Annotated in this window: 25 protein-coding genes; 16 read left to right on the forward strand and 9 right to left on the reverse strand. The window is 63.0% G+C overall.

The window, feature by feature from the left end:
* Positions 1–174: 174 nt before the first annotated feature.
* Complete coding sequence (locus CKW13_RS04915; protein WP_095107470.1) at positions 175–2169, forward strand: nucleoside-diphosphate sugar epimerase/dehydratase; 1995 nt, start codon at positions 175–177, stop codon at positions 2167–2169.
* A gap of 112 nt (positions 2170–2281) precedes the next feature.
* Entirely contained in the window at positions 2282–2611 is a 330-nt protein-coding gene (locus CKW13_RS04920; protein WP_095107471.1) for a helix-hairpin-helix domain-containing protein, read from the forward strand.
* On the opposite strand, the gene CKW13_RS04925 is transcribed toward CKW13_RS04920, so the two are convergent.
* Positions 2608–3231 (reverse strand): TetR/AcrR family transcriptional regulator, encoded by a 624-nt coding sequence (locus CKW13_RS04925; protein ID WP_095107472.1) that lies wholly within the window; start codon positions 3229–3231, stop codon positions 2608–2610. The two genes, CKW13_RS04920 and CKW13_RS04925, sit on opposite strands and share 4 nt — an antisense overlap.
* Before the next feature lie 227 nt (positions 3232–3458).
* Positions 3459–3626 carry a DUF2897 family protein gene (locus CKW13_RS04930; RefSeq protein WP_095107473.1) on the reverse strand — a complete coding sequence of 56 codons (168 nt, stop codon included), beginning with the start codon at positions 3624–3626 and terminating at the stop codon, positions 3459–3461.
* Positions 3627–3979: 353 nt separating this feature from the next.
* Between CKW13_RS04930 and kdpF the strand changes: the two genes are divergently transcribed.
* The 6 genes from kdpF to CKW13_RS04960 all read left to right on the forward strand — a co-directional run bounded on the left by kdpF (position 3980) and on the right by CKW13_RS04960 (position 11955).
* The gene (kdpF, locus tag CKW13_RS04935; protein WP_095107474.1) at positions 3980–4069 is read left to right on the forward strand and encodes a K(+)-transporting ATPase subunit F; all 90 of its coding nucleotides are present in this window, start codon (positions 3980–3982) and stop codon (positions 4067–4069) included.
* Positions 4070–4077: 8 nt separating this feature from the next.
* On the forward strand, positions 4078–5781 hold the full coding sequence (gene kdpA / locus CKW13_RS04940; protein ID WP_095107475.1) for a potassium-transporting ATPase subunit KdpA: 1704 nt from the start codon (positions 4078–4080) through the stop codon (positions 5779–5781).
* Positions 5782–5798: 17 nt separating this feature from the next.
* A complete protein-coding gene (gene kdpB / locus CKW13_RS04945; RefSeq protein WP_095107476.1) occupies positions 5799–7853 on the forward strand; it encodes a potassium-transporting ATPase subunit KdpB in 2055 nt (684 codons plus the stop codon).
* Between the two features lie 48 nt (positions 7854–7901).
* Positions 7902–8447 (forward strand): potassium-transporting ATPase subunit KdpC, encoded by a 546-nt coding sequence (gene kdpC / locus CKW13_RS04950; RefSeq protein WP_095107477.1) that lies wholly within the window; start codon positions 7902–7904, stop codon positions 8445–8447.
* Positions 8448–8560: 113 nt separating this feature from the next.
* Positions 8561–11218 carry a sensor histidine kinase KdpD gene (locus CKW13_RS04955; protein WP_095107478.1) on the forward strand — a complete coding sequence of 886 codons (2658 nt, stop codon included), beginning with the start codon at positions 8561–8563 and terminating at the stop codon, positions 11216–11218.
* A gap of 47 nt (positions 11219–11265) precedes the next feature.
* The gene (locus tag CKW13_RS04960; protein WP_095107479.1) at positions 11266–11955 is read left to right on the forward strand and encodes a response regulator; all 690 of its coding nucleotides are present in this window, start codon (positions 11266–11268) and stop codon (positions 11953–11955) included.
* Positions 11956–11982: 27 nt separating this feature from the next.
* Here CKW13_RS04960 and CKW13_RS04965 read toward each other — a convergent pair whose 3' ends face one another.
* Entirely contained in the window at positions 11983–13023 is a 1041-nt protein-coding gene (locus tag CKW13_RS04965) for a patatin-like phospholipase family protein (protein ID WP_095107480.1), read from the reverse strand.
* Positions 13024–13245: 222 nt separating this feature from the next.
* Here CKW13_RS04965 and CKW13_RS04970 point away from each other — a divergent pair, with 222 nt between their 5' ends.
* The 3 genes from CKW13_RS04970 to CKW13_RS04980 all read left to right on the forward strand — a co-directional run bounded on the left by CKW13_RS04970 (position 13246) and on the right by CKW13_RS04980 (position 15255).
* Entirely contained in the window at positions 13246–13524 is a 279-nt protein-coding gene (locus tag CKW13_RS04970; protein WP_095107481.1) for a hypothetical protein, read from the forward strand.
* Positions 13525–13595: 71 nt separating this feature from the next.
* Positions 13596–14363, forward strand: a complete 768-nt coding sequence (locus CKW13_RS04975) for a CHAD domain-containing protein (RefSeq protein WP_095107482.1) — start codon at positions 13596–13598, stop codon at positions 14361–14363.
* A 97-nt stretch (positions 14364–14460) separates the two neighbouring features.
* Positions 14461–15255: an acyl-CoA thioesterase II gene (locus tag CKW13_RS04980; RefSeq protein ID WP_095107483.1), complete on the forward strand. Its 795-nt coding sequence runs from the start codon at positions 14461–14463 to the stop codon at positions 15253–15255.
* Positions 15256–15262: 7 nt separating this feature from the next.
* Here CKW13_RS04980 and CKW13_RS04985 read toward each other — a convergent pair whose 3' ends face one another.
* From CKW13_RS04985 to CKW13_RS04995, 3 genes are all read right to left on the reverse strand, one after another.
* Positions 15263–15625 carry an Mpo1-like protein gene (locus tag CKW13_RS04985; protein ID WP_095107484.1) on the reverse strand — a complete coding sequence of 121 codons (363 nt, stop codon included), beginning with the start codon at positions 15623–15625 and terminating at the stop codon, positions 15263–15265.
* 165 nt (positions 15626–15790) lie between these two features.
* A complete protein-coding gene (locus CKW13_RS04990; protein WP_095107485.1) occupies positions 15791–17272 on the reverse strand; it encodes a methyl-accepting chemotaxis protein in 1482 nt (493 codons plus the stop codon).
* Between the two features lie 112 nt (positions 17273–17384).
* Positions 17385–18191: a TatD family hydrolase gene (locus CKW13_RS04995; RefSeq protein ID WP_095107486.1), complete on the reverse strand. Its 807-nt coding sequence runs from the start codon at positions 18189–18191 to the stop codon at positions 17385–17387.
* Positions 18192–18409: 218 nt separating this feature from the next.
* On the opposite strand from CKW13_RS04995, the gene CKW13_RS05000 reads away from it, so the two are divergent.
* Both CKW13_RS05000 and CKW13_RS05005 read left to right on the forward strand, forming a co-directional pair.
* Entirely contained in the window at positions 18410–19831 is a 1422-nt protein-coding gene (locus tag CKW13_RS05000; protein ID WP_095107487.1) for a transglycosylase SLT domain-containing protein, read from the forward strand.
* 102 nt (positions 19832–19933) lie between these two features.
* Positions 19934–20368, forward strand: a complete 435-nt coding sequence (locus tag CKW13_RS05005; RefSeq protein WP_095107488.1) for a DoxX family protein — start codon at positions 19934–19936, stop codon at positions 20366–20368.
* 146 nt (positions 20369–20514) lie between these two features.
* Here the strand turns inward: CKW13_RS05005 and CKW13_RS05010 are convergent, their stop codons facing one another.
* Together CKW13_RS05010 and soxR are read right to left on the reverse strand one after the other, a co-directional pair.
* Complete coding sequence (locus tag CKW13_RS05010; RefSeq protein WP_095107489.1) at positions 20515–20979, reverse strand: VOC family protein; 465 nt, start codon at positions 20977–20979, stop codon at positions 20515–20517.
* Between the two features lie 111 nt (positions 20980–21090).
* Entirely contained in the window at positions 21091–21564 is a 474-nt protein-coding gene (soxR, locus tag CKW13_RS05015; protein WP_095107490.1) for a redox-sensitive transcriptional activator SoxR, read from the reverse strand.
* Between the two features lie 95 nt (positions 21565–21659).
* Between soxR and CKW13_RS05020 the strand changes: the two genes are divergently transcribed.
* From CKW13_RS05020 to CKW13_RS05030, 3 genes are all read left to right on the forward strand, one after another.
* Positions 21660–22094: an antibiotic biosynthesis monooxygenase gene (locus tag CKW13_RS05020; RefSeq protein WP_095107491.1), complete on the forward strand. Its 435-nt coding sequence runs from the start codon at positions 21660–21662 to the stop codon at positions 22092–22094.
* Positions 22095–22161: 67 nt separating this feature from the next.
* On the forward strand, positions 22162–22431 hold the full coding sequence (locus CKW13_RS05025; RefSeq protein WP_095107492.1) for a hypothetical protein: 270 nt from the start codon (positions 22162–22164) through the stop codon (positions 22429–22431).
* A 98-nt stretch (positions 22432–22529) separates the two neighbouring features.
* The gene (locus CKW13_RS05030) at positions 22530–23156 is read left to right on the forward strand and encodes a LysE family translocator (protein WP_095107493.1); all 627 of its coding nucleotides are present in this window, start codon (positions 22530–22532) and stop codon (positions 23154–23156) included.
* 63 nt (positions 23157–23219) lie between these two features.
* On the opposite strand, the gene CKW13_RS05035 is transcribed toward CKW13_RS05030, so the two are convergent.
* Positions 23220–24191: a LysR family transcriptional regulator gene (locus CKW13_RS05035; protein WP_095107494.1), complete on the reverse strand. Its 972-nt coding sequence runs from the start codon at positions 24189–24191 to the stop codon at positions 23220–23222.
* Positions 24192–24232: the final 41 nt, after the last annotated feature.

Consider the following 24232-nt stretch of genomic DNA (forward strand, 5'->3'; position numbering starts at 1 on the left):
TCTAGTTGCGATGTAAGATCCAAGTTATTGGATATTCACGGCTAGGGTTTTGTGAGAGTGTCGTTGCCGGCGCTTGGCGTCTGCAACCAAGTTTGGGATGAAGCGGTCTGATGCAGGCGAACAGCGACGATTCAGATTGATTGATTGGGGGCGAGACCGTCAGGTCGAGTATTTATGGACAAATTGAAAGCATCTTTACTGGGCCTGCCGCGCCGGCAAAAAAGGCTGCTGCAGCTGGCCACCGATGTTGTGCTGGTCTGGGTCGCGCTCTGGCTGGCGTTCATCGTGCGCCTGGGTGTCGATGACATGTACAACCCCGTCCGGGCTCATTTCTGGCTTTTCGCCTCTGCGCCGGTGGTGGCTATTCCCCTATTTATCCGTTTTGGCATGTACCGCGCGGTCATGCGTTATTTCGGCAATGATGCGCTGATTGCCATCGTCAAGGCTGTCAGCCTGTCGTCGTTGATCCTCGCGGTGGTGGTCTATTGGTACAGCAACCATCAGGCCGTCGTGCCGCGCTCGATCATTTTCAACTACTGGTGGTTGAGCCTGGTCATCATCGGCGGGCTGCGGCTGTGCATGCGCCAATACTTTATGGGTGACTGGTTCACGGCCGCTCAGCACGTGCCTTTTACCAACCGTGATGATGGCTTGACCAAGGTAGCGATCTACGGAGCCGGGGTGGCTGGCAATCAGTTGGTCGCGGCGCTGCGGATGGGGCGGGTGATGCGCCCCGTAGCGTTCATCGACGATGACGCGGGTATAGCCGATCGCTCCATTTCCGGTTTGCAAGTGTATAAGCCCAAGCACATCCAGCAGATGATCGACGTAACCGGGGCGCAGGAAATCCTCCTGGCCCTGCCGTCCTCCACTCGCGCGCGGCGTAGGGAGATTCTGAACCTCCTGGAAGGCTTTCCGCTGCATGTGCGAAGCGTGCCCAATTTCACGGACCTGGCCAGTGGCCTGGTCAAGGTTGACGACATCCAGGAAGTCGATATCGCCGACCTGTTGGGACGTGATGCGGTCCCGGCCCAGTGCGAGTTACTGGCCCGCTGCATCAAGGGCAAGACCGTGATGGTCACCGGGGCGGGCGGTTCGATTGGCTCAGAGTTGTGCCGGCAGATCTTTTCCATCGGCCCAACCACCCTGATTCTGTTCGATCACAGCGAGTTCAACCTCTACAGCATTCTGTCTGAACTCGAACAGCGTATCGCCCGCGAGTCCGTGCCGGTGCGCTTGCTGCCGATCCTCGGTTCCATCCGCCATCCCGATAAATTGCTGGATGTGATGAAGACCTGGAATGTAGAGACCGTCTATCACGCGGCAGCCTACAAGCATGTGCCGATGGTCGAGCACAACATCGCCGAAGGCGTGTTGAACAATGTAATAGGCACCCTCAACACCGCGCAGGCGGCGTTGCAGGCCGGGGTTGCCAACTTTGTGCTGATTTCCACGGATAAAGCGGTACGCCCGACCAATGTGATGGGCAGCACCAAACGCCTGGCGGAGCTCACCTTGCAGGCGCTGAGCCGAGAGCTGGCACCGGTATTGTTCGGTGACCGGGCCAATGTCTCACGGGTCAACAAAACCCGCTTCACCATGGTCCGCTTTGGCAATGTACTGGGCTCTTCCGGTTCGGTGATCCCGCTCTTCCACAAGCAGATCAAGTCGGGTGGGCCGTTGACGGTCACCCATCCGAAGATTACCCGCTACTTCATGACGATCCCTGAGGCGGCGCAACTGGTGATTCAGGCCGGTTCCATGGGGCAGGGCGGCGATGTTTTCGTGCTCGACATGGGCGAGCCGGTGAAGATCGTCGAGTTGGCCGAGAAGATGATTCACCTTTCTGGCCTGAGTGTGCGGTCAGAAAAAAATCTCCATGGGGAGATTTCCATCGAATTTACTGGCCTGCGTCCCGGGGAGAAACTTTACGAGGAGTTACTGATTGGCGATAACGTCGCGGCGACCCAGCACCCGATGATTATGAGCGCCAATGAAGAACACCTGCCCTGGGACACGCTCAAGGGCAAGCTCAACGAACTGTTGGCGGCAGTGGAAAAGGACGATTATTCGCGTGTTCGCCAATTGCTGCGCGATACCGTCAGTGGCTATACGCCCGATGGTGAGATCGTTGATTGGGTGTACCAGCAACGCCGCCTCGACCCGTGACTTCACATACGCTGTAACGCTGCCATTTTTGACATGCTCCGGGCCTCGTCTAGGTTTGGAAAGCAGCTTGGGAAAAGCTGCTTTCCCCTATCAAAGTCATGGAGTTTTACTTATGCGTATAGCTCATCTCTCTTCCCTGGCCTTTGCCTTGCTGGCCAGCGCATCCCTCGCCGTGAATGCTGCACCTGTCAAAACAGAGACATCCGCACCCGTTGCCGTACAAGTCGCTCCCAGCGAACAGTCCTCCAGAATCGACCTTAACGCCGCCGATGTGCCGACTCTGCAACGCGAGCTTGCCGGGGTCGGGGAGGCTAAGGCCCGGGCCATCGTGGCTTACCGTGAAAGCAATGGCGCCTTTGCTTCGGTAGATGAGCTACTGGAAGTCAAGGGAATTGGCAAAGCTATCCTGGAAAAGAACCGGGACAAGTTAGTCGTCAACTAAGTGAGTGGGTTGTATGGGTGAGGCCGATCATTGATCGGCCTTTTTTGTGGGCCGCGGTTAGGTCGCGAAGTGTTCTGTTTCAGGTGTTCACGCACGGTGTCGAGAATTTGTTGACCCAGTTGCGGGTTCTGGACGCTGCGTGACAACAGTAGCGCCCCCACCAGGGCCGACATGATGATGATGCTTTGTTCGCGGGCGTCAGGGCTGCCCAGGCTGTGTTCGACCTGCCGCAACCTGGCGTTGAGCACTGCGTCTGTGGTAGCGCTGGGCTGGCCGCGTTGGCCGAGTTCGGAGCACATCGTTGGCAGTGGGCAGCCTTGATGGGGGGAGGTGGCATGCCATTGGGAGAGGTAACTGTCGACAAAGGCCTCCAGCGGCTCGTCCTGGGCAAACAAGGTGGCGCAGTGGGCGTCCAGTTGGTCGCTGGCGACTTGCAGGGCTTTTTCCACCAGTTCGTCTTTGGATTTGAAATGGGAGTAAAAGCCGCCATGGGTCAGCCCCAGTGCTTTCATTAAAGGTTGCAGGCCTGTTGCGCCGATACCGTCGCGACGAAAGCGTGCCGAAGCTTCTTCAATAATGCGTTGATGGGTTTGGGCTTTATGGTCTTGCGAATAACGCATTTAAGAAGTCTCCACAGCGGTGGGCCATCTTAACCAAGGTTAATTGGATGGTGACTGTACTTCTACTCCAATAAAGCACGCAGATCTACAACACGGATTGAGGTTTAACTGTCAGGCTTTTCCGTACTATTAGTTGTACAGGTTTTGTATAAGAACTAATGGATGGCGGCGCAAAGTTAAAAACCCTTCACTTTGCAATGAAGGGTTTTATTGATTAGGGCGTTGAATTAGCGGTCTTGAGCGTCTTTGGCGTCCATCTCGGCATTGCGCTCAGCCACGCGTTTGCGTTGCTCGTCGGTCAGTTCGACCTTGTTCGCGGTGTCGCGCAACATCATCAGGCCACCCACGATCGAGCCGATGGCAACGATCAGAATCATCCAGGCATACCAGGGCATAGGGTTCTCCTTGAGGGCAGCCTGTGGGGCGAGGGTCGCCGCGCAGCCTGCCTAACACTTTGAGCGATGGAAATTGGCAGTGGTTCCATTCTATGCCCGATACCGGCCCTTGGCCGCGACTGTTTCTCTGGCGCCCGACCAGGATGCTGAACCACACGGCGGTGAGTATCGCCAAGTGCGACAACTTAGCCATGTGCGCGTCGCATTAAAGATGAGCCCCCTCGCTGACACGTCTTAAGCGGCTTCTTTACGCGTTCTTTATGTGCAGCCACAGCCCTCGATCTCGTTCCTTTACAGGCGCGGCGCGGACAATTGCGCAACAGGCGACCACCGCCATACCCCGGAGAAACTCCATGAATGTTCTGGACGCAGGGTCACTGCTGCTGGCAGTGGGGCTGTTCATTTATCTACTGGTTGCGCTGTTGCGCGCAGATCGGCACTAGGAGCGGCTATGCACAGTTATGACTATTGGCTGATCCTGGCCTTCTTTGCCCTGGTGCTGGTGCCGGCCCCCTTTCTGGGGCGCTTCTACTACAAGGTGATGGAAGGGCAACGCACCTGGCTGTCGCCGGTGCTCGGGCCGCTGGAGCGCGGCTGCTATCGCGTGGCCGGGGTCGACCCCCAGGCCGAACAGAGTTGGCAGAAGTACACCCTGGCCTTGCTCGCCTTCAACCTGGCCGGGTTCCTTTTGCTGTTCGCAATTCTGTTGTGGCAGAACTATTTGCCGCTCAACCCGCAGCAGTTGCCGGGGCAGGAGTGGACACAGGCGTTCAACACCGCCGTCAGCTTCATGACCAACACCAACTGGCAGTCTTATAGCGGCGAGGCAACCCTGAGTTACTTCAGCCAGATGGCGGGCCTGACAGTGCAGAACTTCGTCAGCGCCGCCACCGGCCTGGCTGTGCTGGTGGCGCTGTGCCGTGGGATTGGCCGCAAGTCGGCGCAAACCCTGGGCAACTTCTGGGTTGATATGACCCGCGCCACCCTCTATGGCCTGTTGCCGCTGTGCCTGCTGCTGGCGCTGTTTCTGGTGTGGCAGGGTGTGCCGCAGACCTTTGCCCAGTACGTCCACGCGCTGACGGTGCAAGGGGCGGACCAAGTGATCCCCCTCGGCCCGGCCGCTAGCCAGATTGCCATCAAACAGTTGGGCACCAACGGCGGTGGTTTCTTCGGTGTCAATTCGGCCCACCCGTTCGAGAACCCGACCGCGTGGAGCAACCTGTTCGAGGTGGCGTCGATCATCTTGATCCCCGTGGCGTTGGTGTTCACCTTCGGCCACTACGTCAAGGACCTGCGCCAGAGCCGCGCGATCATCGCCTGCATGCTGGCCCTGTTCCTGATTGGCGGCGCGACGTCGCTGTGGGCCGAGTACCAGCCCAACCCGACCCTGGCCAACGCGGCGGTGGAGCAGACCGCGCCGCTCGAAGGCAAGGAAAGCCGCTTCGGCACCACCGCCACCGTGCTCTGGTCGGTGACCACCACCGCCGCGTCCAACGGTTCGGTCAACGCCATGCACGACAGCCTCAACCCGCTCAGTGGCATGGTCGCGCTGGTGAACATGATGGTCGGCGAAGTGATCTTCGGCGGCGTCGGTGCGGGGCTCTACGGCATGTTGCTCAACGTGCTGATCGCGGTGTTCCTCGCCGGCCTGATGATTGGCCGCACCCCGGAATACCTGGGCAAAAAGCTGCAAGCGCGGGAAGTGAAGTTGCTGGTGGCGACCCTGCTGGTGATGCCCGTCGGCGTGCTGGTGCTCGGCGCCCTCGCCACCAGCCTGCCGGGGCCGGCCGCGGCGGTGAGCAACCCAGGGCCTCACGGCTTCAGCCAGTTGCTCTACGCCTACACCTCGGCCAGCGCCAACAACGGCTCGGCGTTCGCAGGGCTTGGGGTCAACACCCCGTTCCACAACCTGATGCTGGGCCTGGGCATGTTGATCGGCCGCTTCGGCTACATCCTGCCGGTGCTGGCCCTGGCGGGCAGCCTGGCGATGAAGAAGCCGGCGCCCATCGGCCAAGACAGCTTCCCCACCCACGGCCCGCTCTTTGTCGCCCTGTTGACCGTGACCATTTTGCTGGTCGGCGGCCTGACCTTCCTGCCGAGCCTGGCACTGGGGCCGGTGGCTGAACAGCTGGGTCTGGCCGCGTTTGCCCATTGAGAGCGAGGGAATTGAACATGAACATGCCTGCACCCAAAGCCGTCGCCCACGTGGCGCCGCAAGCAAAAACCGCCTTCGCCGCCCTGTGGCGCCCGGCGTTGCGCCAAGCCTTCGTCAAGCTCGACCCGCGTCAGCTCAAACGCTCGCCGGTGATGCTGGTGGTGGAACTGACAGCCGTCTTCACCACCGTGCTGTGCTTTATCCCCGACCCGGCGGTGCCCACTGGCGTCGCCGCGCAAATCGCCCTGTGGCTGTGGTTCACCGTGCTCTTTGCCAATTTTGCCGAGGCCCTGGCCGAGGGGCGCGGCAAAGCCCGCGCCGATAGCCTCAAGGCCGGCAGCGAAGGCATGAGCGCACGGCGCAAGAAGGCCGACGGCAGTTTTGAAGTGCTGCCTGCCACCCGTTTGCGCAAGGGCGATGTGGTGCGCGTCGAGGCCGGGGAGATGATCCCCGGTGATGGCGAAGTGATCGAAGGCATCGCCGCCGTCAACGAAGCGGCCATTACCGGCGAGTCGGCACCGGTGATCCGTGAATCCGGCGGCGACCGCTCGGCCGTCACCGGCAACACGCGATTGGTGTCCGATTGGCTGCTGGTGCGCATCACCGCCAACCCCGGCGAGTCCACCCTGGACCGCATGATCGCCCTGGTCGAAGGCGCCAAGCGGCAGAAAACCCCCAACGAAGTGGCGCTGGACATCCTGCTGATCGGCCTGACCCTGATCTTCCTGGTGGTCGTGGTCACGCTGCAACCGTTCGCCCGCTTCGCCGAGGGCAATGTGCCCCTGGTGTTCCTGGTGGCGCTGCTGGTGACCCTGATCCCCACCACCATCGGCGGCCTGCTTTCGGCCATCGGCATCGCCGGCATGGATCGCCTGGTGCGCCTGAACGTGATCGCCAAGTCCGGCCGGGCGGTGGAAGCGGCGGGCGACGTGCACGTGCTGATGCTCGACAAGACCGGCACCATCACCTTTGGCAACCGCCGCTGCACCGCGATCTACGCCGCCCCCGGCGTCAGCGCCAAGGCCTTGGCCGAAGGCGCGTTGATGGCCTCCCTGGCCGACGAGACGGCCGAGGGCAAGTCCGTGGTTGATTTTCTGCGCGGCTTGCACCCGCAAGTGGAGCCGCCGTTGCACACCTTGACCGCCGTGCCGTTCAGCGCCGAAACGCGCCTGTCGGGCGTGGACTACCAGGGCCACGTGTACCGCAAGGGCGCGGTGGATTCGGTGTTGGCCTTCATCGGCCAACAGCGCAGCGACGTGCTGCCGGCGCTGTCGCGGGAAATCGACAAGATCGCCCAAAGCGGCGGCACGCCGTTGCTGGTGTGCCTCGACGGCCAGTTGTTGGGCGCCATTCACCTCAAGGACGTGGTCAAACCCGGCATCCGCGAGCGTTTTGCGCAGTTGCGCAAGTTGGGTATTCGCACCGTGATGGTCACCGGCGACAACCCGCTGACCGCCGCCGCCATTGCTGCCGAGGCGGGCGTGGACGACGTGCTGGCCGAGGCCACGCCGGAGAAAAAACTGGCGCGCATTCGCCATGAGCAAAACGATGGCCGTTTGGTCGCCATGTGCGGCGACGGCGCCAACGATGCCCCGGCCCTGGCCCAGGCTGACGTGGGCATGGCCATGAACGACGGCACCCAGGCAGCCCGCGAGGCGGCCAACATGGTCGACCTGGACAGCGACCCAACCAAGCTGCTGGACGTGGTGCAAATCGGCAAGGAGCTGCTGGTGACCCGTGGCGCCCTGACCACGTTCTCCATCGCCAACGACGTGGCCAAGTACTTCGCCATCCTGCCGGCGCTGTTCGCGGCGATTTATCCACAGCTGGGCGTGCTCAATGTGATGCAACTGAGCAGCCCGCAGAGCGCGATCCTCTCGGCGATTGTGTTCAACGCCCTGATTATCGTGGTGCTAATCCCCCTGGCGCTGCGCGGGGTGCGGGTACAAGCGGCCAGTGCGGTGCACCTGTTGCGGCGCAACCTGCTGATTTATGGCGTGGGTGGTTTGGTGGCGCCGTTCGTGGGGATCAAGTTGATCGACCTGCTGCTGACGGCACTGCACCTGGTGTGAGTGCTGGTCACAGTGCTGAATCTGTTCTCTGGAAACGAGGAAATTGATATGTCGACTGTAGTGCGTCCGGCCTTGAGCCTGATTATTTTGATGACCCTGATTACCGGCGTGGCCTATCCCCTGGTGGTCACAGGCGTGGCCCAAGTGGCGTTCCCCGAACAGGCCAATGGCAGCCTGGTGCGTGATGAGGCGGGTAAGGTGCGCGGATCTGCGCTGATCGCCCAGGATTTCACCGGCAATGCGTGGTTCCACCCGCGGCCCTCGGCGGGGGCCTTCGCCACGGTGGCGAGCGGGGCCAGCAACCTGGCACCGAGCAACCCGGCCCTGGCCACCCGCGTCATCGACGACGCCAACAAACAGCAAGTGCCCGGCCAAGGCCCGGTGCCGCTGGCGCTGTTGACCACCTCCGGCAGCGGCCTCGATCCACACTTGCCACCCGAGGCAATTGGCTATCAACTGGCGCGAGTCGCCGCCGCCCGCAACCTGCCCGTGGCGACCCTGGCGCAGTTGCTGGACGAGCACATCGAACAACCCCTGGTGGGGCCGCCGGTGGTCAACGTGCTGGCGCTGAACCGGGCTCTGGAAAAGTTGTAGAGCCGTAGGGCAGCATCGCGGGCCGGCCGCTCCCTCTTTAGGATGAGAGCGCCGGCCCGCGACGACGGTTGCGAAAACCCCATATAACCACCCGCAAACAAGGGACCCTTTTGATGAGCAACGCCACCCGCGCCGACGCCCTGTTAGCCGACCTGCCACGGGACGGTCGCGGCCGCCTCAAGGTCTTTCTGGGCGCTGCTCCCGGCGTGGGCAAAACCTACGCCATGCTTCAGGCCGCCCACACCCAGTTGCGTCAAGGGGTGAAGGTGCTGGCGGGCGTGGTGGAAACCCATGGCCGCGCCGAAACCGAAGCCCTGCTCGCCGGCCTGCCCCAGCAACCCTTGGTGCGCTCGGAATACCGCGGCGTGGTGCTGGAGGAAATGGACCTCGACGGCTTGCTCCAGGCCAAGCCGCAACTGGTGTTGGTGGACGAACTGGCCCACAGCAACGCCCCCGGCAGCCGCCATGCCAAGCGCTGGCAGGATATCCAGGAACTGCTGGCCGCCGGCATCGACGTGTACACCACGGTCAACGTCCAGCACCTGGAAAGCCTCAACGACCAGGTGCGCGGCATCACCGGCGTGCAGGTGCGCGAGACGCTCCCCGATTGGGTGCTGCAAGAAGCCTTCGAGCTGCTGCTGATCGACTTGCCACCCCGCGAACTGCTGGAGCGCCTGCGCGACGGCAAGGTCTACGTGCCGGAGCAGGCGCGGGCCGCCATCGACGCGTTTTTTACCCAGACCAACCTCACCGCCCTGCGGGAGCTGGCGATGCAGACCGCTGCCGCCCAGGTGGACGACGACCTGGCCCTGGGCTATCGCCAATTGGGCCAAGCCGCACCCGCGGTGCGCGGGCGCTTGCTGGTGGGCGTGGACGGCGACAGCCAGGCCGAACGCCTGGTGCGCCATGCTAGCCGCGTGGCGCGGCGCCGGCATTTGCCCTGGAGCCTGGTGCATGTGGACAACGGTCGGGTGGCCGATGAGCAATCACGCCTGCGCCTGCAAAGCGCCCAGCAACTGGCCGAACGCCTGGGCGGCGAAGTGGTGCTGCTGCGCGCCGGCGAAGTGGCCAAGACCCTGATCCAGCACGCCGGCGAGCGCCGTGCCAGTTTGTTGCTGGTGGGCCAGTCGCGGCCCCGTTTGCGGCGCCGATTGCTCGGTGGAGGCTTGGCCTCGCGCTTGCTGCGCGATGCCCGGGGCCTGGAAATCAACGTGCTGGACAGCGACACCGACCAGCCACCGCCGCGCTCGCGGGCGGCCCACACCCTGGTGTGGTTCGACTATGCCCTGGCGGTACTGGCTACGCTGCTGGCCAGTGCCTTGGCCTGGGGCGTGGCCAGTGTGCTGCCGTTGCCCAACATCTCCCTGGTGTTCCTCGCGGCGGTGCTGCTGGTGGCGGTGCGCAGCAGCCTCGGCCCGGCGCTGGTGTGCGCGGCGCTGTCGTTCCTGACCTATGACTTTCTGTTTATCCCGCCGAATTTCTCCCTGAGCATCCAGCGCGAAGAAGACGTGCTGACCCTGTTGTTCTTCCTGCTGATGGCGGCGCTCACCGGTAACCTCGCAGCCCGCCAGCGCCAGCAATTGCGGGCGTTGCGCGACACCCAGGAGGAAACCAGCGAACTGCTCGACCTGTCGCGCAAACTCACCGCCGCCACCGACCGGCGGGCGGTCATCAGCGCAGCGGCGCAGCACTTGGAAGGCTGGCGCGATGTGCAACTGTGCCTGGTCAACCGCCAGGGCCAGGCTGCCGACGGCTGGCAAGTGGAAAGCGGTGGCCCGTTGCAACTGAACGAGACCGAACGCGCCGCCGCCGATTGGGCCTGGCAACACGACCAAGCGGCGGGCCTGGGCACCGGCACGTTGCCGTTCGGGCGTTGGTGGTGGTGGCCGCTGTCGGTGGACGATGGTCCGCTTGGCCTGCTGGGCGTCTCGACCCACGATGGCTTGCCCCTGAGCGGCCAGCGTCGGCGTTTGTTGACCGCGTTGAGCCAGCCGCTGGCCCAGGCCCTGGCCCGCGCCCAATTGGCGCAAGACTTGGAAGCAGCGCGCCTGCACGGCGAAACCGAACAACTGCGCAGCGCGCTGCTGGCGTCGGTGTCCCATGACCTGCGCACACCGCTGACGTCCATGCGCGGCAGCATCGATAGCCTCTTGGCGCTGGGTGAGGCGATCCCGCTGGAAGATCGCCGTGAACTGCTCGAAGGCACCCGCGACGAAGCCGAGCGCCTGGACCGCTACATCCAGAACCTGCTGGACATGACGCGCCTGGGCCACGGCGCCCTGAAACTGGCCCGCGACTGGGTGTCGCCGGCCGACATCGCCGGCAGTGCCTTGAACCGTTTGCGCACGGTGCTGGCGCCGTTGCAGGTCAACGTCGACGTGCCGGGCACCTTGCCGCTGCTGTATGTGCACGCGGCACTGATCGAACAGGCGCTGGTCAATGTATTGGAGAACGCGGCGCGGTTTTCGCCGCCCCACGGGCGTTTGCAATTGAGCGCAGGGGCGGGCGACGAGGAGTTGTTTTTCACCGTTTGTGATGAAGGTCCGGGTATCCCTGAAGAGGACCGGGCGAAGATTTTCGACATGTTCTACACCGCCGCCCGGGGTGACCGGGGCGGGCAGGGCACAGGCCTGGGGCTGGCGATCTGCCAAGGGATGGTCGGCGCCCACGGTGGGCGCATCAGCGTCGGCGATGGCATCGACGGCCGAGGAACCTGCATCACGCTGCACCTGCCGCTGGCCACCCAACCGCCATTGGACGGTGAAGCCTGAAGCCGCCTGCGCTACTCTTTTGCCACTTTTTGCTTTGAATGGATGCCATGAGCCAGACCGCGACCATTTTGGTCATCGACGACGAACCGCAGATCCGCAAGTTTCTACGTATCAGCCTCGCCTCCCAGGGCTACAAAGTGTTGGAGGCGGGCACCGGCACTGAAGGCCTGGCCCAGGCCGCGCTAAACCAGCCGGATTTACTGGTGCTTGACCTGGGCCTGCCGGACATGGACGGCCAGCAGGTGCTGCGTGAGTTGCGCCAATGGTCCAGCATGCCGGTGCTGGTGCTGTCGGTGCGCGCCAGCGAGGGGCAGAAGGTCGATGCCCTGGACGGCGGCGCCAACGACTACGTGACCAAGCCGTTCGGCATTCAGGAATTCCTCGCTCGGGTGCGCGCCCTGCTGCGCCAGGCCCCCACCGGCGAAGCGCCGCAAGCGGCGCTGACCTTCGGCCCGCTGACCATCGACCTGGCGTACCGCCGCGTGGTCTTGGACGGCGCCCAAGTGGCCCTGACCCGCAAGGAATACGCGGTGCTGGCGCAACTGGCGCGCCACCCCGGGCGCGTGATTACCCAACAGCAATTGCTCAAGGACATTTGGGGCCCGACCCACACCGAAGACAGCCATTACCTGCGCATCGTGGTGGGGCACTTACGGCAGAAACTCGCCGACGACCCCACCAACCCGCGGTTCATCCTGACCGAGGCGGGGGTGGGGTATCGGTTGTTGGCGCCGTAACCACCGTTGTTACCACGACGGCGGCGGTCAGCTTTGTTCATTCTCATAACGGTCCAGGGTATCGCGGGCGATTTCCCGGCCCAGGGCGATCAGTTCCGGGGCTTTGTAGAACTCGAAGAAGCGGCACACGCGTTTGGGCACGTTGATGAGGATATCGGGTGGATAACCGGCGATCTTGTACTGCGCCAGTGAGGTCTGCATCACCTCGAAGCTTTGGTTAATCAGGTCCAGCAAAGACGCCGGGCCGACGTTGTCGATGATGAACGAGCCCGTCGCGGATTTTGGCGCGCCGGGGCCTTCGGGGGCGGCGGCCGGTTGCTGGGCCTCGGGCTCGGCGCCTTCGAGCCAGGGGTTGCGTTCCTTTTCGGCGTCCGGGCGCAGGGTCTCTTGTTCCAGCAACAGCAACTGCTCGGCCTGTTTGCGGCGAAAGGGCATATGGGAGCCCAGGGAACTCATCAGCCCGTCGAAGCGGCTCTTGAAGGCTGGCGGGCGCTGGATCACCGGCAGTTGATAGTGCTTCTGGTTGGTGGAGTTGAGGTTGACCGCGATTATCAGGTCGCAGTGGCTCGACACCACGGGCACGATGGGCAGCGGGTTAAGCAGGCCGCCGTCCACCAGCATGCGGTTGCCCTGCATCACCGGGGTGAACAGGCTGGGGATCGCCGCCGAGGCGCGCATGGCCTGGTGCAGGCAGCCTTCCTGGAACCAGATTTCCTGCTGGTTGGTCAGGTCGGTGGCCACCGCCGTGTAGGGGATGCGCAGCTCTTCGATATTGATGTCGCCGACGATCTTGCGGATCTGCCCGAACACCTTCTCGCCGCGAATCGCCCCCAGGCGAAAACTCACGTCCACCAGGCGCAGCACATCGAGGTAATCCAGGCTTTCGATCCAGTTGCGGTAGTCGTCGAGTTTGCCGGCAGCGTAGATGCCGCCGACCACCGCGCCCATGGAGCAACCGGCCACGCAGGCGATGTCATAGCCGCGGCGTTCGATCTCTTCAATTACCCCGATATGGGCATAGCCCCGGGCGCCGCCGGAGCCGAGTACCAATGCAACACGCTTTTTCATCGTTCATCCTTTGGTCAAACAGGCCTCAACAATGCACCTATCGGGGGGCGGGCTTCAATCGCCGTAGCGGGTCGCAACGGCAAAGCGGTAGTTTTTTCGACAACGGGTGCCGGAGCACGCATGGCCTGGCGCCAGCTATATTGATCTGCGCGGCAAGGCACTTTTTGCGCCGCCGGTCGTCTTACCGAGCACGTCTGTTCTTCCCTTATTGAGGTGTCTTTGATGAAAGCCTGGATCTGTCTGCCTTTGATGGTGCTGGCGCTGGCCGGTTGCGCCGGCAAAACCGCGTACCGCGACAGCTGCGCGACGCAACTCGATTCCGCCTGGCGTGAACTGGACCTGGCCAAGGCCGAGGGTTTTGCCGGTACGGTCAGTTACTCCAAGGCCCTGTCATTGCTGACCGGCGCCAAGACCCAACAACAGTTCGAGGCCTTTGAAGGTTGCAGCAGCAAGGCCGAGAAGGCACGCTTCTACATTCGTGAATCCCGCGCCGGCCGTTAATTGCGCCGATCCTGTCAAAACTTGCAGCTAACAGCGTATCGCTCGCAGCTGCACCCCCCGTGGAGCCGTACATGTCTGTGTTGGTTGATCGTCTGGTGGCCCGGGTCATGGACCTGGAAGTTCGTCTTTGGGCGTGTCAGGCGCGGCTGAGCGCCAGCACCGATGCCGAGGCCCTGCACAGCTTGCGCACCACGGTGCGGCGCTTGCGCAGCCTGTTGCGCCCGCTGCGCGGCTTGCCGGGGGTGGATCAACTGGAAGCGGCGGCGGCCGAGGTGGGCAACCTGACCACGCCCCTGCGCGACCGCGAGGTGCTGGCGGCCTACCTGTTGCGCCACGGCCATGTGGAAGCGGCCCGCCAGCGTAGCTTGCAAATGGCCGATACCTATCCGGCCGTGGCCGACGGTGCCGAACTGGCTCAGTTGCTGCTGATGCTCGACGCCTTCCCGCGGTTTTTGCGCGCCTCCCAGCGCCAGGGCTTGCTCGGCGGTTTGCGCCTGCGCATCGAAAAGCGCCTGGCCAAACAATGGAAAGAGTTGGCGCAGGCCCTGCGCGACCCCAACCACGATCGCCATCGCTTGCGCCTGCTGATTAAGCGCGTGCGCTATGGCATCGAGGCCTACCCCGAATTGAACCGCTTGCCGGCCCAGGCCATGCCCCGGCTCAAGGCTGCGCAAGGCGCCCTGGGCGACTGGCACGATTGCTGGCAATGGCTGCTGCGCGCCGAGCAGGAATCGGACCTGCTGCCGTGCGTGGCGGTGTGGCGCAAGACCATGGCCACCGCCCAAGGCCGTGCAGACCGCGTGCTTGAGCGTTTGCAACAGGACTGCTTCGGCGCCTGACGGCTTATCTGTCGGTGTTTTTGGCGGGAATAAGCACTGTGCCAGCACTGGGCGGCTGGTTAACATCCCGAAGTCTTTTCTTTGCCTTGAGGTGCACATGGGCTTTAGCGATTTACTCGAAGCGGTACGCAAGCAGCCGCTGGACGTCTCGATCCCGGCGCAATGGGCCCAGGGCCGCGCCAGTTTTGGCGGGCTGATGGCCGCGCTGCAATACGAAGCCATGCGCGCCAAGGTGCCGGCGGATCGCCCGGTGCGTTCGTTGGCGATCACCTTTGTCGGCCCGGCCGAGCCGGATGTGCCGATCCGTTTTGAAGTGGAGGTGCTGCGCGAGGGCAAGGCCGTCAGTCAAGTGCTGGGCCGTGCAGTGCAGAACGGCCAGGTTGTCACGTTGGTGCAGGGCAGCTTCGGCGCGTCGCGGCCGTCGGAAATCGAGGTGGCCGCCGAAGCGGCGCCGGACCTCAAACATTGGGAAGCTTGCCAGGAACTGCCCTACATCAAGGGCGTGACCCCGGAATTCATGCGCCACCTGGGCTTGCGTTGGGCAGTGGGTGGCTATCCGTTCAGCGGCGTGAAATCGCGGCACATGGGCGGCTGGGTGCGTTTGCGTGACGAGGCCGAAGCGGCGCTGACCGAGGCCCATATCCTGGCCCTGGTGGACGCCTGGCCGCCGGCGCTATTGCCGTACCTGAAAAAACCGGCGGCGGGCAGCACCCTGACCTGGACCATCGAGTTCGTGCAGCCGTTGCTGGCGCTGACGACGCTGGACTGGTGCAAGTACCAAGTGGAAATCGAACACGCCCGCGATGGCTATGGCCACACCGCCGCGGCGTTGTGGAGCGAGGACGGGCGTTTGATCGCCCTGAGCCGCCAAACGGTCACGGTATTCGCCTAAGCACGGTTCAACGGCGGTGGCGCTGGCGCCAGGCGCGCCACCAGGCACCGCTGAGGACAAAACGTGGAAACGTCAGGAACTGTTCGGTCAAAAGGCGCTGCACGGCGTCGGCACGGTCGCTGAACGGTTCGCTGGCCTGCTGCTCCAGGCTATGGCCATGGCGTTGCAGGCCCAGGGCCGCGAGCAGGCCGATCACGCCAATGGCCACACTGGCCGCACTCAGGGCGAACACGCCCGATACGATCAACAAAAACGCCACGATAAACAGCGGCACGGCAATCAGGTGCAACACCAGGTTGGTCGGGTTGCTGTGGTTGTTTGGGTACTGGCGCCATTGCCAGGCGGGGAGATTGGGGTGACGTTTGCCCATGGTGATAATCCTCTGTCCGTATGAAACATATGGACAAAGAATAGGGGCGCCCTGGCTGATCCGCGAATCGTGATTGCCTATGGCTATCATCGGCAATTTCCATCGGGCCTGCTGCGGCTGTTGTTGTAGCAAGCGGGCTCGCCTGCTTGCTACAACGGCCGTTCTTCAGAGTTTGAGTTGGCCGATGGCTTTGTTCAGTTCGCCGGCCAGGGTGGCCAGTTCGTTGCTGGTGGTGGCCGAGTCGACGGTTTGCTGCACGGTGTTTTCGGTCACGTCGCGGATGCTCACCACAGCGCGGTTCATTTCTTCGGCCACTTGGCTTTGCTGTTCGGCGGCGACGGCGATCTGGGTGTTGCTTTCGCGCATCTGGGCCACGGCGCTGGTGATCTCCATCAGCGAGGCGCCGGCCTCTTGGGCCTGCTGTACGCAGTCATCGGCCTTGAACGAGCTCTCTTGCATGAAGTCTACGGCGTCGCGGGTGCCGGCCTGCAGGGCCGAAACCATGAGGGTGATTTCATCGGTGGAGGCCTGCACCCGCTTGGCCAGGTTGCGCACTTCATCGGCCACCACGGCAAAGCCGCGGCCCATTTCCCCGGCGCGGGCCGCTTCGATGGCCGCGTTGAGGGCCAGCAGGTTGGTTTGCTCGGCGATGCTGTGGATCACGCTGACCACACCGTTGATTTTCTGGCTGTCTTCGGCCAGGCGCTGGATCATCTCGGCGGTTTGCTGCACGCCGCTGGAGAGGCCGGCGATGGATTTCTGCACGCGGCTGACCACTTCCTGGCCACTGCCAGCGAGGGTATCGGCGCTTTTCGAGAGGTCACGAGTGGCGCCGGCGTGCTGGGCGATGTGGTAGACCGTGGCGGTCATTTCGTTGATGGCGGTGGCCGCTTGGTCGGTTTCGCTTTGCTGGCCGAGCATGCCGTGGCGCACTTCGTCCATGCTCGCGGCCAGGCGCGCGGCGCCCACGTCCAGTTGCCGGGCGGTGTTGGCCACGGTGCTGACCACGCGCTGATAACCGGCCTGCATGGCGTTGAACGCACTGGCCATCTGCCCGACTTCATCGGTGCAGGCCAGGGGCACGCGGGCGGACAGGTCGCCGGTTTTCTCGACGTGCAGCATCACGTCCTTGAGGGTGTTGAGCTGGCTGAGCAGGAAGCGGATCAGCAGTTGCGAGGCGCAGAGCATGGCGAACATCAGGATGAACACGGCCACCGCGTAGTTGGAAAAACGCTCGCTGAACACTTGCATCAGGCTTGGGGCGAAGGCCAGCACGGCGACTTTTTGGCCGTCGGCGCGGGTTATCACGTTGGCGCCCATCAACGGGTTCTCACCAAAGAACGGCATCGCGTCGATCAGCACCCACTCGTTGGCATCGGCCAGTTCTGGAAGAGCCTGCTCATTGAGGCTGGGGATTTGCCCGGCGCGAAACGCCAGCAAATGCTCGGCCTGGGGCAGCGGTTGGCCGGCGGGCCAGGCCTTGAGCAGGGTGGCTTGGGCCTGGGCCGACTCTTGGGAGGCGTGGGTACGCGACTGTTGTTCCAGTTGCACGGCGTACAGCACCAGCAGCAGGGTGGTGACGAAAGCGACCGCGTTGACGGCCCAGAACTTGTACTTCAACGAGATGTTGCTAAGCCAGGCACCCATAGGAAGGTCTTCTCTGATAGCGGAAACATTTTTGGCAAGGTGCCATTATTGTGCCGCTATCCAGGAAAAGGAACCTTGATATGGGTCAAATGAGGTCGCGGCGCAGGCTGATTCAATCGAGGAAGGGTAGCCCAAAAAAGTCGCGGGCGCAGGCGGTGGTGTGGGCGGCCAGGTCGGCTTCGGCTTCGTCGCGGTGGCGCGCCACTTCGCGCAGCACTTCGCCCAGGTAGGCCGGCTCGTTGCGCCCGTTCTTGGGTTTGGGTCGCAGGGTACGCGGCAGCAGGTAGGGCGCGTCGCTTTCGAGCATCAGGCGCCCACGGGGGATTTCACGCACCAAGGGATGCAGGTGGGTGCCGCGGCGTTCATCGCAGATCCAACCGGTGATGCCGATGTGCAGGTCCAGGTCCAGGTAGCTGAACAGTGCCCGTTGTTCGCCGGTGAAGCAGTGCACCACGGCGGCGGGCAACTGGTCGCGAAAGTCCCGCAGGATCTCCAGCAAGCGTTGGTTGGCGTCCCGTTCATGAAGGAACACGGGCAATTGCAGCTCCACGGCCAGGGCCAGGTGTTGTTCCAGGACTTTTTCCTGTTGCGGGCGCGGCGAGAAGTCGCGGTTGAAGTCCAACCCGCATTCGCCCACCGCGCGCACCGTGGGCGCCTTGCACAAGTCGCTTAGGCGCCGGGCGCTATCGGCGTTCCAGTCGCTGGCGCTGTGGGGGTGGATGCCGGCGGTGGAGAACAACCGTTGGCCGCTGCTGTCCAGTTGCTGGCACAGCTCCAGGGCCTGTTCGCTGCCCTCCACGCTGGTGCCGGTGAGCACCATTTGGCAGACCCCGGCCGCTTGCGCGCGCTCCAGTACGGCCTGGTGCTTGTCGGCGAAACTGGGGTTGGTCAGGTTGACGCCGATATCGATGAGTTGCATGGTGCTATCTCTGCCTCGCGGCCGCAAAGCATATCAGAGCCCCGGTTTTATAAGAAAAGCCAAGAACTACAACGGCTTATCGCGGTCATTTGAGGCCCTTGGGAATGCCTGGGCTGACAGCAGTGCTGTCCATGTGCCAGTCTCGCGTCCTTTTCTGGCTTGGCTGGCCTTGTGTTTATCGCCCGGGATCTCCCGGCCTTACTGATCCCGGAGAGCGGATGACGCGACCCACCCTATGGCTTTTGCTATGCCTGGCGGCCCTGTTGCCGCTGCCCGCGGCGGCGCGCCTGCCCGGGCCGGTGCAGGCCGTGGCCACGGATAAGGTCCGCGACCTGGCGCAAATCCGCAGCAGCCGGGTGTTGCGGGTGCTGGTCAACCAGAGCCGCAACAGCTCAGGCGAGGTCCAGGGCCAGTCCATTGGCGTGGAGTACCATCGCTTGCGGGCCTTCGAGCAGTACCTCAATGGCCATGCCCGTGATGGCCAGGAAATCAGCCTCAAGATCATTCCCAAAGCCAAGGAGCAGTTGCTCGGTGCGTTGCAGCGCGGTGAAGGCGACTTGGTGGCACCGGGTGAGTTGCTCGACCCCCATTCCGGCCATGGTGTGAGCACCAGCGAGCCGATTGCCAGCGATGTGCCGCTGTTGCTGGTGGGCATCAAGGGCGAGCGGCGCTACACGCGCCTGGAGCAGTTATCCGGCAAGACCCTGACCCTGGCCACTGGCAGCGCGGCGGCCGGGGCAATCGACCAGATCAACCAGAAACTGGCGCTGCGCAAGTTACCGCCGGTGCTGATCGAGTGGGTGGACCCCAGCCTGGCGGTGGAGGATGTGTTGGAGATGGTCCAGGCCGGGATCTTTCACCTGACCATCGTCGAGCAACCGATTGCCGAGCGCTGGGGCAAGATCCTGCCTAAATTGCGCTTCGATCGCCAGGTGCTGGTGAGCGAGCCGGGGGAGCAGTACTGGTTTGTGCGCCGCGACGCATCGATGTTGCGCGCCAGCATCGACCGGTTCCTGAAAACCTATCGAGCCCCGTCCGACCAGGACGCCGCATTCCTACGCATCTACCGGCGCTTGTACAAGGTGCACAACCCTTTGGCGCGGGTCACCCGCCAGCGTTTGGAAAAACTGCGCCCGGTCCTGCAAAAACACGCTCGCGAGCAGGGTATGGACTGGCTCAACCTGGCGGCGCTGGCCTTCAAAGAGTCCGCCCTGCAGCCCAGTGCCCGCAGTGGCGGTGGGCCCACGGGGTTGATGCAGATCACGCCGTCGGCGGCCCAGCGGGTGGGGGTCAACAATATCCAGAGCCTGGACAGCAATGTGCAGGCCGGCGCCAAGTACCTGGCGTTGATCCGCCGCAAGTTCTTCGCCAGCCCCAAGCTCAACGAGCGTGAGCGCATGGCGTTCGTGCTGGCGGCTTACAACATGGGCCCGGAGCGGGTCCAGGGCATGCGCGCCGAGGCCCGGCGCCGGGGCCTGAACCCCGATCAGTGGTTCTTCCAGGTCGAACGCATCGCCATGGAGCAGGTGGGAATGGGGGCGGTCAGCTATGTTAATAGCGTCAATAAGTATTACTTGGCATTCGACCGGGAACGGGAGTCCTTGGAGCCCGGGACGCAGAAGGTCGTCTCACGCAAGTGATCGAATAATCTGATTGTTATCTCGCGTTTTTAGCGCTTTTAACATTTCGGTTACTGATTAATATGGCGGCCATGCCCCCAACAACACAATGGATGACCCAGCATGAGCACACTGATTAACCGCGTACTGTTCACTCGCGCAGGTTATGGCCTGACGGTCCTGCGCATCTTTGTCGGCATCATCTTCGCTGCCCACGGCTCGCAGAAACTTTTTGGCTGGTTTGGCGGCGGCGGCTTGGCCGGCACGGCGCAGTGGATGGAAAGTATCGGCCTGGCGCCGGGCTACCTGATGGCATCGCTGGCCGGCGGTACCGAGTTCTTCGCCGGCTTGGCCCTGATTATTGGCCTGTTGGCGCGTCCTGCGGCGTTGGGCCTGTCGTTCACCCTGTTGGTGGCGATTTTCTCGGTGCACATCAGCCACGGCCTGTTCATGGCCAACAACGGTTATGAATTCGCCCTGGCGCTGTTGGGCGGCACGATCGCAGTGTTGTTTGAAGGCGCGGGCAAGTTGTCGGCCGACGCGGCGATTGCCCGGTAATTGAGGGGATAAAAGAAGCACCCTTGTGGGAGCGGATTTGCTCGCGATAGCAATGGCAAATTCAGCCTGAATGTCGGCTGAAATCGCCATCGTCGGATCGCCGCGCGAACCAGGCCCGCTCCCACACAAACCTGCACACAGGTTGTTTAGCCCTGTTTGAACAGCTCCTGCGCCCGCCGTCCGATTTCTTCGGGGCTCAGGTCTTCCTTGTGGGTGGAGATGAACCACACATGGCCGAAAGGGTCTCTGAGCGCGCCGCTGCGGTCGCCGTAGAACTGATCCTTGACCTCGGAAATCGCCGTGGCCCCGGCCTTGAGCGCGCGGGCGAACTGGCTGTCAACGTCATTGACGTACAAATGCAGGCCCACCGACGTACCCTGCAAGGCGTCGGGGCCGCCCAGGCCTGATTCGGAGCATGGGGTGGCAAGCATGATGGCGCTATCGCCGATGCGCAGTTCGGCGTGGCCGACGTCACCGTTGGGCATGTCCAGGCGCATGATTTCGTTGGCGCCGAAGGCTTCTTTATAAAACTCTATGGCTTTGGCGGCAGCCTTGATGCCCAAGTAAGGCGTGATGCTGTGATAGCCCTCGGGGATGGGTTTGACATTCATGGCCGTTCTCCTTTTGGTGGGGGATGGGGGTGAACCTTCATGGTTGTGCAACGTTTTCACTATAGGCGCGGGCATCCGTCACCAGGTTTCAGCCGACGGGGAGCACGTCGGTTAGCGGGATTTCCCACGCTCGCTCGGTTCCAGCAAATGCGCCCCGGGGCCTTGCTCGCCCAGCACATCGCCGAAATTGCGCAGTGGGCAGGCCTCCATGGACAAGCAGCCGCAGCCCATGCAGCCGTTGAGCTGGTCGCGCAGCCACACCAGTTTGTTGATGCGCTCGTCCAGGTCGTTGCGCCACTGGGCAGACAGGTTCTTCCAGTCCGCCGCTGTCGGGGCGCGGCCATCAGGCAGTGCGTGCAAGGCATCGTGAATGGTCGCCAGGGGAATGCCCAGGCGTTGGGCGATCTTGATGAGTGCCACCCGCCGCAGCACTTCGCGCGGGTAGCGGCGCTGGTTGCCTTGGTTGCGGTTGCTCTTGATAAGGCCCTTGGCCTCGTAGAAGTGCAGGGCGGTCACCGCCACGCCACTGCGGGCAGAGAGTTGGCCGACGCTCAATTCCTTGTGCAGCATTTCTTTGGTAATCATGTGGTTTTGCCGCTTGACCTTGACTTAGGTAGAGGTTTTACCCTGCAGGCCTTCAGATCGCAAGGTCTGGCTTCCATGTCGCGAGGGAACGGTTCATGCACGTATCAGAGAACAACCGCAGCTTCACCCAACTGATCGAATTCGAGATCGAACCCCATCAACTGCAAGGGCTGGTCAGCGCCCTGGCCGAGCAATCCGAACATCTGGCCCAGGGGTACGGTGGTTTTCTCAACGCCAGCGTGCAGGCCAGTGAGGATGGGCGCCGGGTGCTCAATTACCTGCAATGGGAATCCCGCGAGGCGGGAGAGGCAGCGTTCGTGCGGTTTGAGCGCGGGGAGGAGGATTTTTGGCAACTGATCCGCGCCTATCACGCCAAGGCTGTCACTTTCGGCTCCTTCCAGGTGCTGCGCAGTATCGAACGCAGCCACGATGACGCCCTGCACTGCAACCTAGTGCACGCGACGGTTTATCCACAGGTGATGTGTGGCGACCCTGCTGCACATGCCAATAGCCACTATCGAGAAGGTTGATTTTTGTCGGTTGCCCCACAGGCGTAGCCTATGGCCATTGCTTCACTGCGATTGCCAGGAGTCTGTGATGAACCGTTTTGCGCTTGCCCTTTCGCTGCTTGGCACCGTGTCATTGGCCGGTTGCGCGACGCCGCCAGGCCCGCAGGCGCGGCCGTTCACTGTGCAGGAAAGCCAGGAGCTGGCGCTCGAGGCCCTGAACCGCCGTGGCTTGTCTTTTGATGAGTACCAGCGCAAACGGGCCGAGTTGCTCAAACCCGCGGCGCCGCACTTGGGTTTCGATCGCCAGGGCGAGATGAATGCCGATCGTAGTGCAGTTTTACGCAGTCGCTCCAGCTGAGCTAACTGTACTGCCGCAAGTTTTGTGCAACTGTGCGTGGGTTTCACCGCGGTGCTCCGATAGGGTCGAGGCCTGAACGACCTTGATGGAATTGCACCATGACGCTCTCGCTGGACTTGCTGTTGGGCTTCGCCCTGTTTGCCTTGGTGACGTCGATCACCCCCGGGCCGAACAACACCATGCTGCTGGCGTCAGGGGTGAATTTCGGCTTCCACCGCACAATCCCCCATATGCTCGGTATCACCTGCGGTTTTTTCATCCTGGTGCTGGCGGTTGGCTTTGGCTTGGGTGCTGTGTTCGAGACTTATCCCCTGGTCTACAACGTACTGCGCTATGTCGGCGCGGCGTATCTGTTGTACCTGGCGTGGAAAATCGCCCACAGCGGCCCGGTGTCAGAGGGCGCGCGGAGCGAGGGTAAACCCATCAGTTACCTGGGGGCGGCGGCGTTCCAGTGGGTCAACCCCAAGGCGTGGATCATGGCCATTGGCGCTATCAGCACCTACACCCCGTTGCAGGGTTACTTCACTAATGTGGTGGTGATTGCTGCCGTGTTTGCCCTGATAAACCTGCCCAGCGTGGGCATGTGGGTGGTGTGCGGTACGCTGTTGCGCAATGTGCTGCGCGAGCCTCGTTGGTTGCGGCTGTTCAACTGGGGCATGGCGCTGCTGCTGGTGATGTCCTTGTACCCGCTGCTGGCCGATAGCCTGCGGCATCTGCTGGGCTGAAGCCACGACAGCCGCGAAGTCCGTGCTAGAGGGCTTTGCGGCTTTTTTGTGGCGGTTTTTTCGTCATTGCCCCGAGTTTTGGCGCCAGCGCAGGTCGCTTTGCAGGGCCAGGTCCCAGGGCGGCATCGGGCTGAAGCGGCTCTTGAGGTATTCCAGCAGCAAGCGGCTGCGGGAGTTGGCCTGCTGCTCCAGGCGCAGGGCGTAGATGCCGCTGGCTTCGGGCCGGGGCAAGCCGTCGTCGCAGAACAGCGGCAGCAGTTCGCCGCGCAGCAGGTATTGGCTTATCAGCCAGGTGGGCAGGTGCGCGATGCCCAGCCCGGCGAGAGCACCGTCCACCAAGGCTTCGGCGTTGTTGCTGCTCATGCGCACCCGCTGTGGGCGATGAGCCTGCTGCTGACCGTCCACCGTAAAACGCCAGGCGAAGGGCGGCGCCAAACCATCCCAATCGAGGCCATCGTGGTCGCCCAGTTCGCCGGGGTGGGTGGGCGTGCCGCGCCGCTTGAGGTAGGCCGGGCTGGCGCAGGCGATGCGCACCATGCTCGCCAGCGGGGTAGCCACCAGCCGCGTGTCGGCCATAAGCCCGGCGCGCAGCACCAGGTCGACCTTGCCCAAGTGCGCACCCTGCATGTCGACAAAGCTGTCGATCAGGTGCAACTGCACATCCAGCCCCGGGTAGGCCAGCAAAAAATCCGCGATTACCGGTGCCAAATGGCGGCGGCCGAACGCGGCAGGGGCGTCGATGCGGATCAGGCCTTGCGGGGCAGTGCTCAGGGATACCGCTTCGGCGCGGGCCAGGCGCAATTCGCTGACGATACGCCGTGCCCGCTCGGCAAAGGCCAAGCCGGCGGGCGTGGCGCGCACGGCGTGGGTGCTGCGGATGAACAACTGGCTGCCCAGGGCGCTTTCCAGGCTGTCGATACGCCGGGCCACGGCCGATGGGGTCAAGGGGTGGCGGCGCGAGGCGGCGGAAAAACTGCCGGTTTCCAGTACGTCGAGAAACAGGCCGAGTTGGTCGGTGAGTAGGTTTGGATTCACGGAGGGGCTCGCTTGTGCGGATAGCGCATAGCCATTGTGCG

The organism is Pseudomonas sp. Irchel 3E20 (assembly GCF_900187645.1).
Lineage (GTDB): Bacteria > Pseudomonadota > Gammaproteobacteria > Pseudomonadales > Pseudomonadaceae > Aquipseudomonas.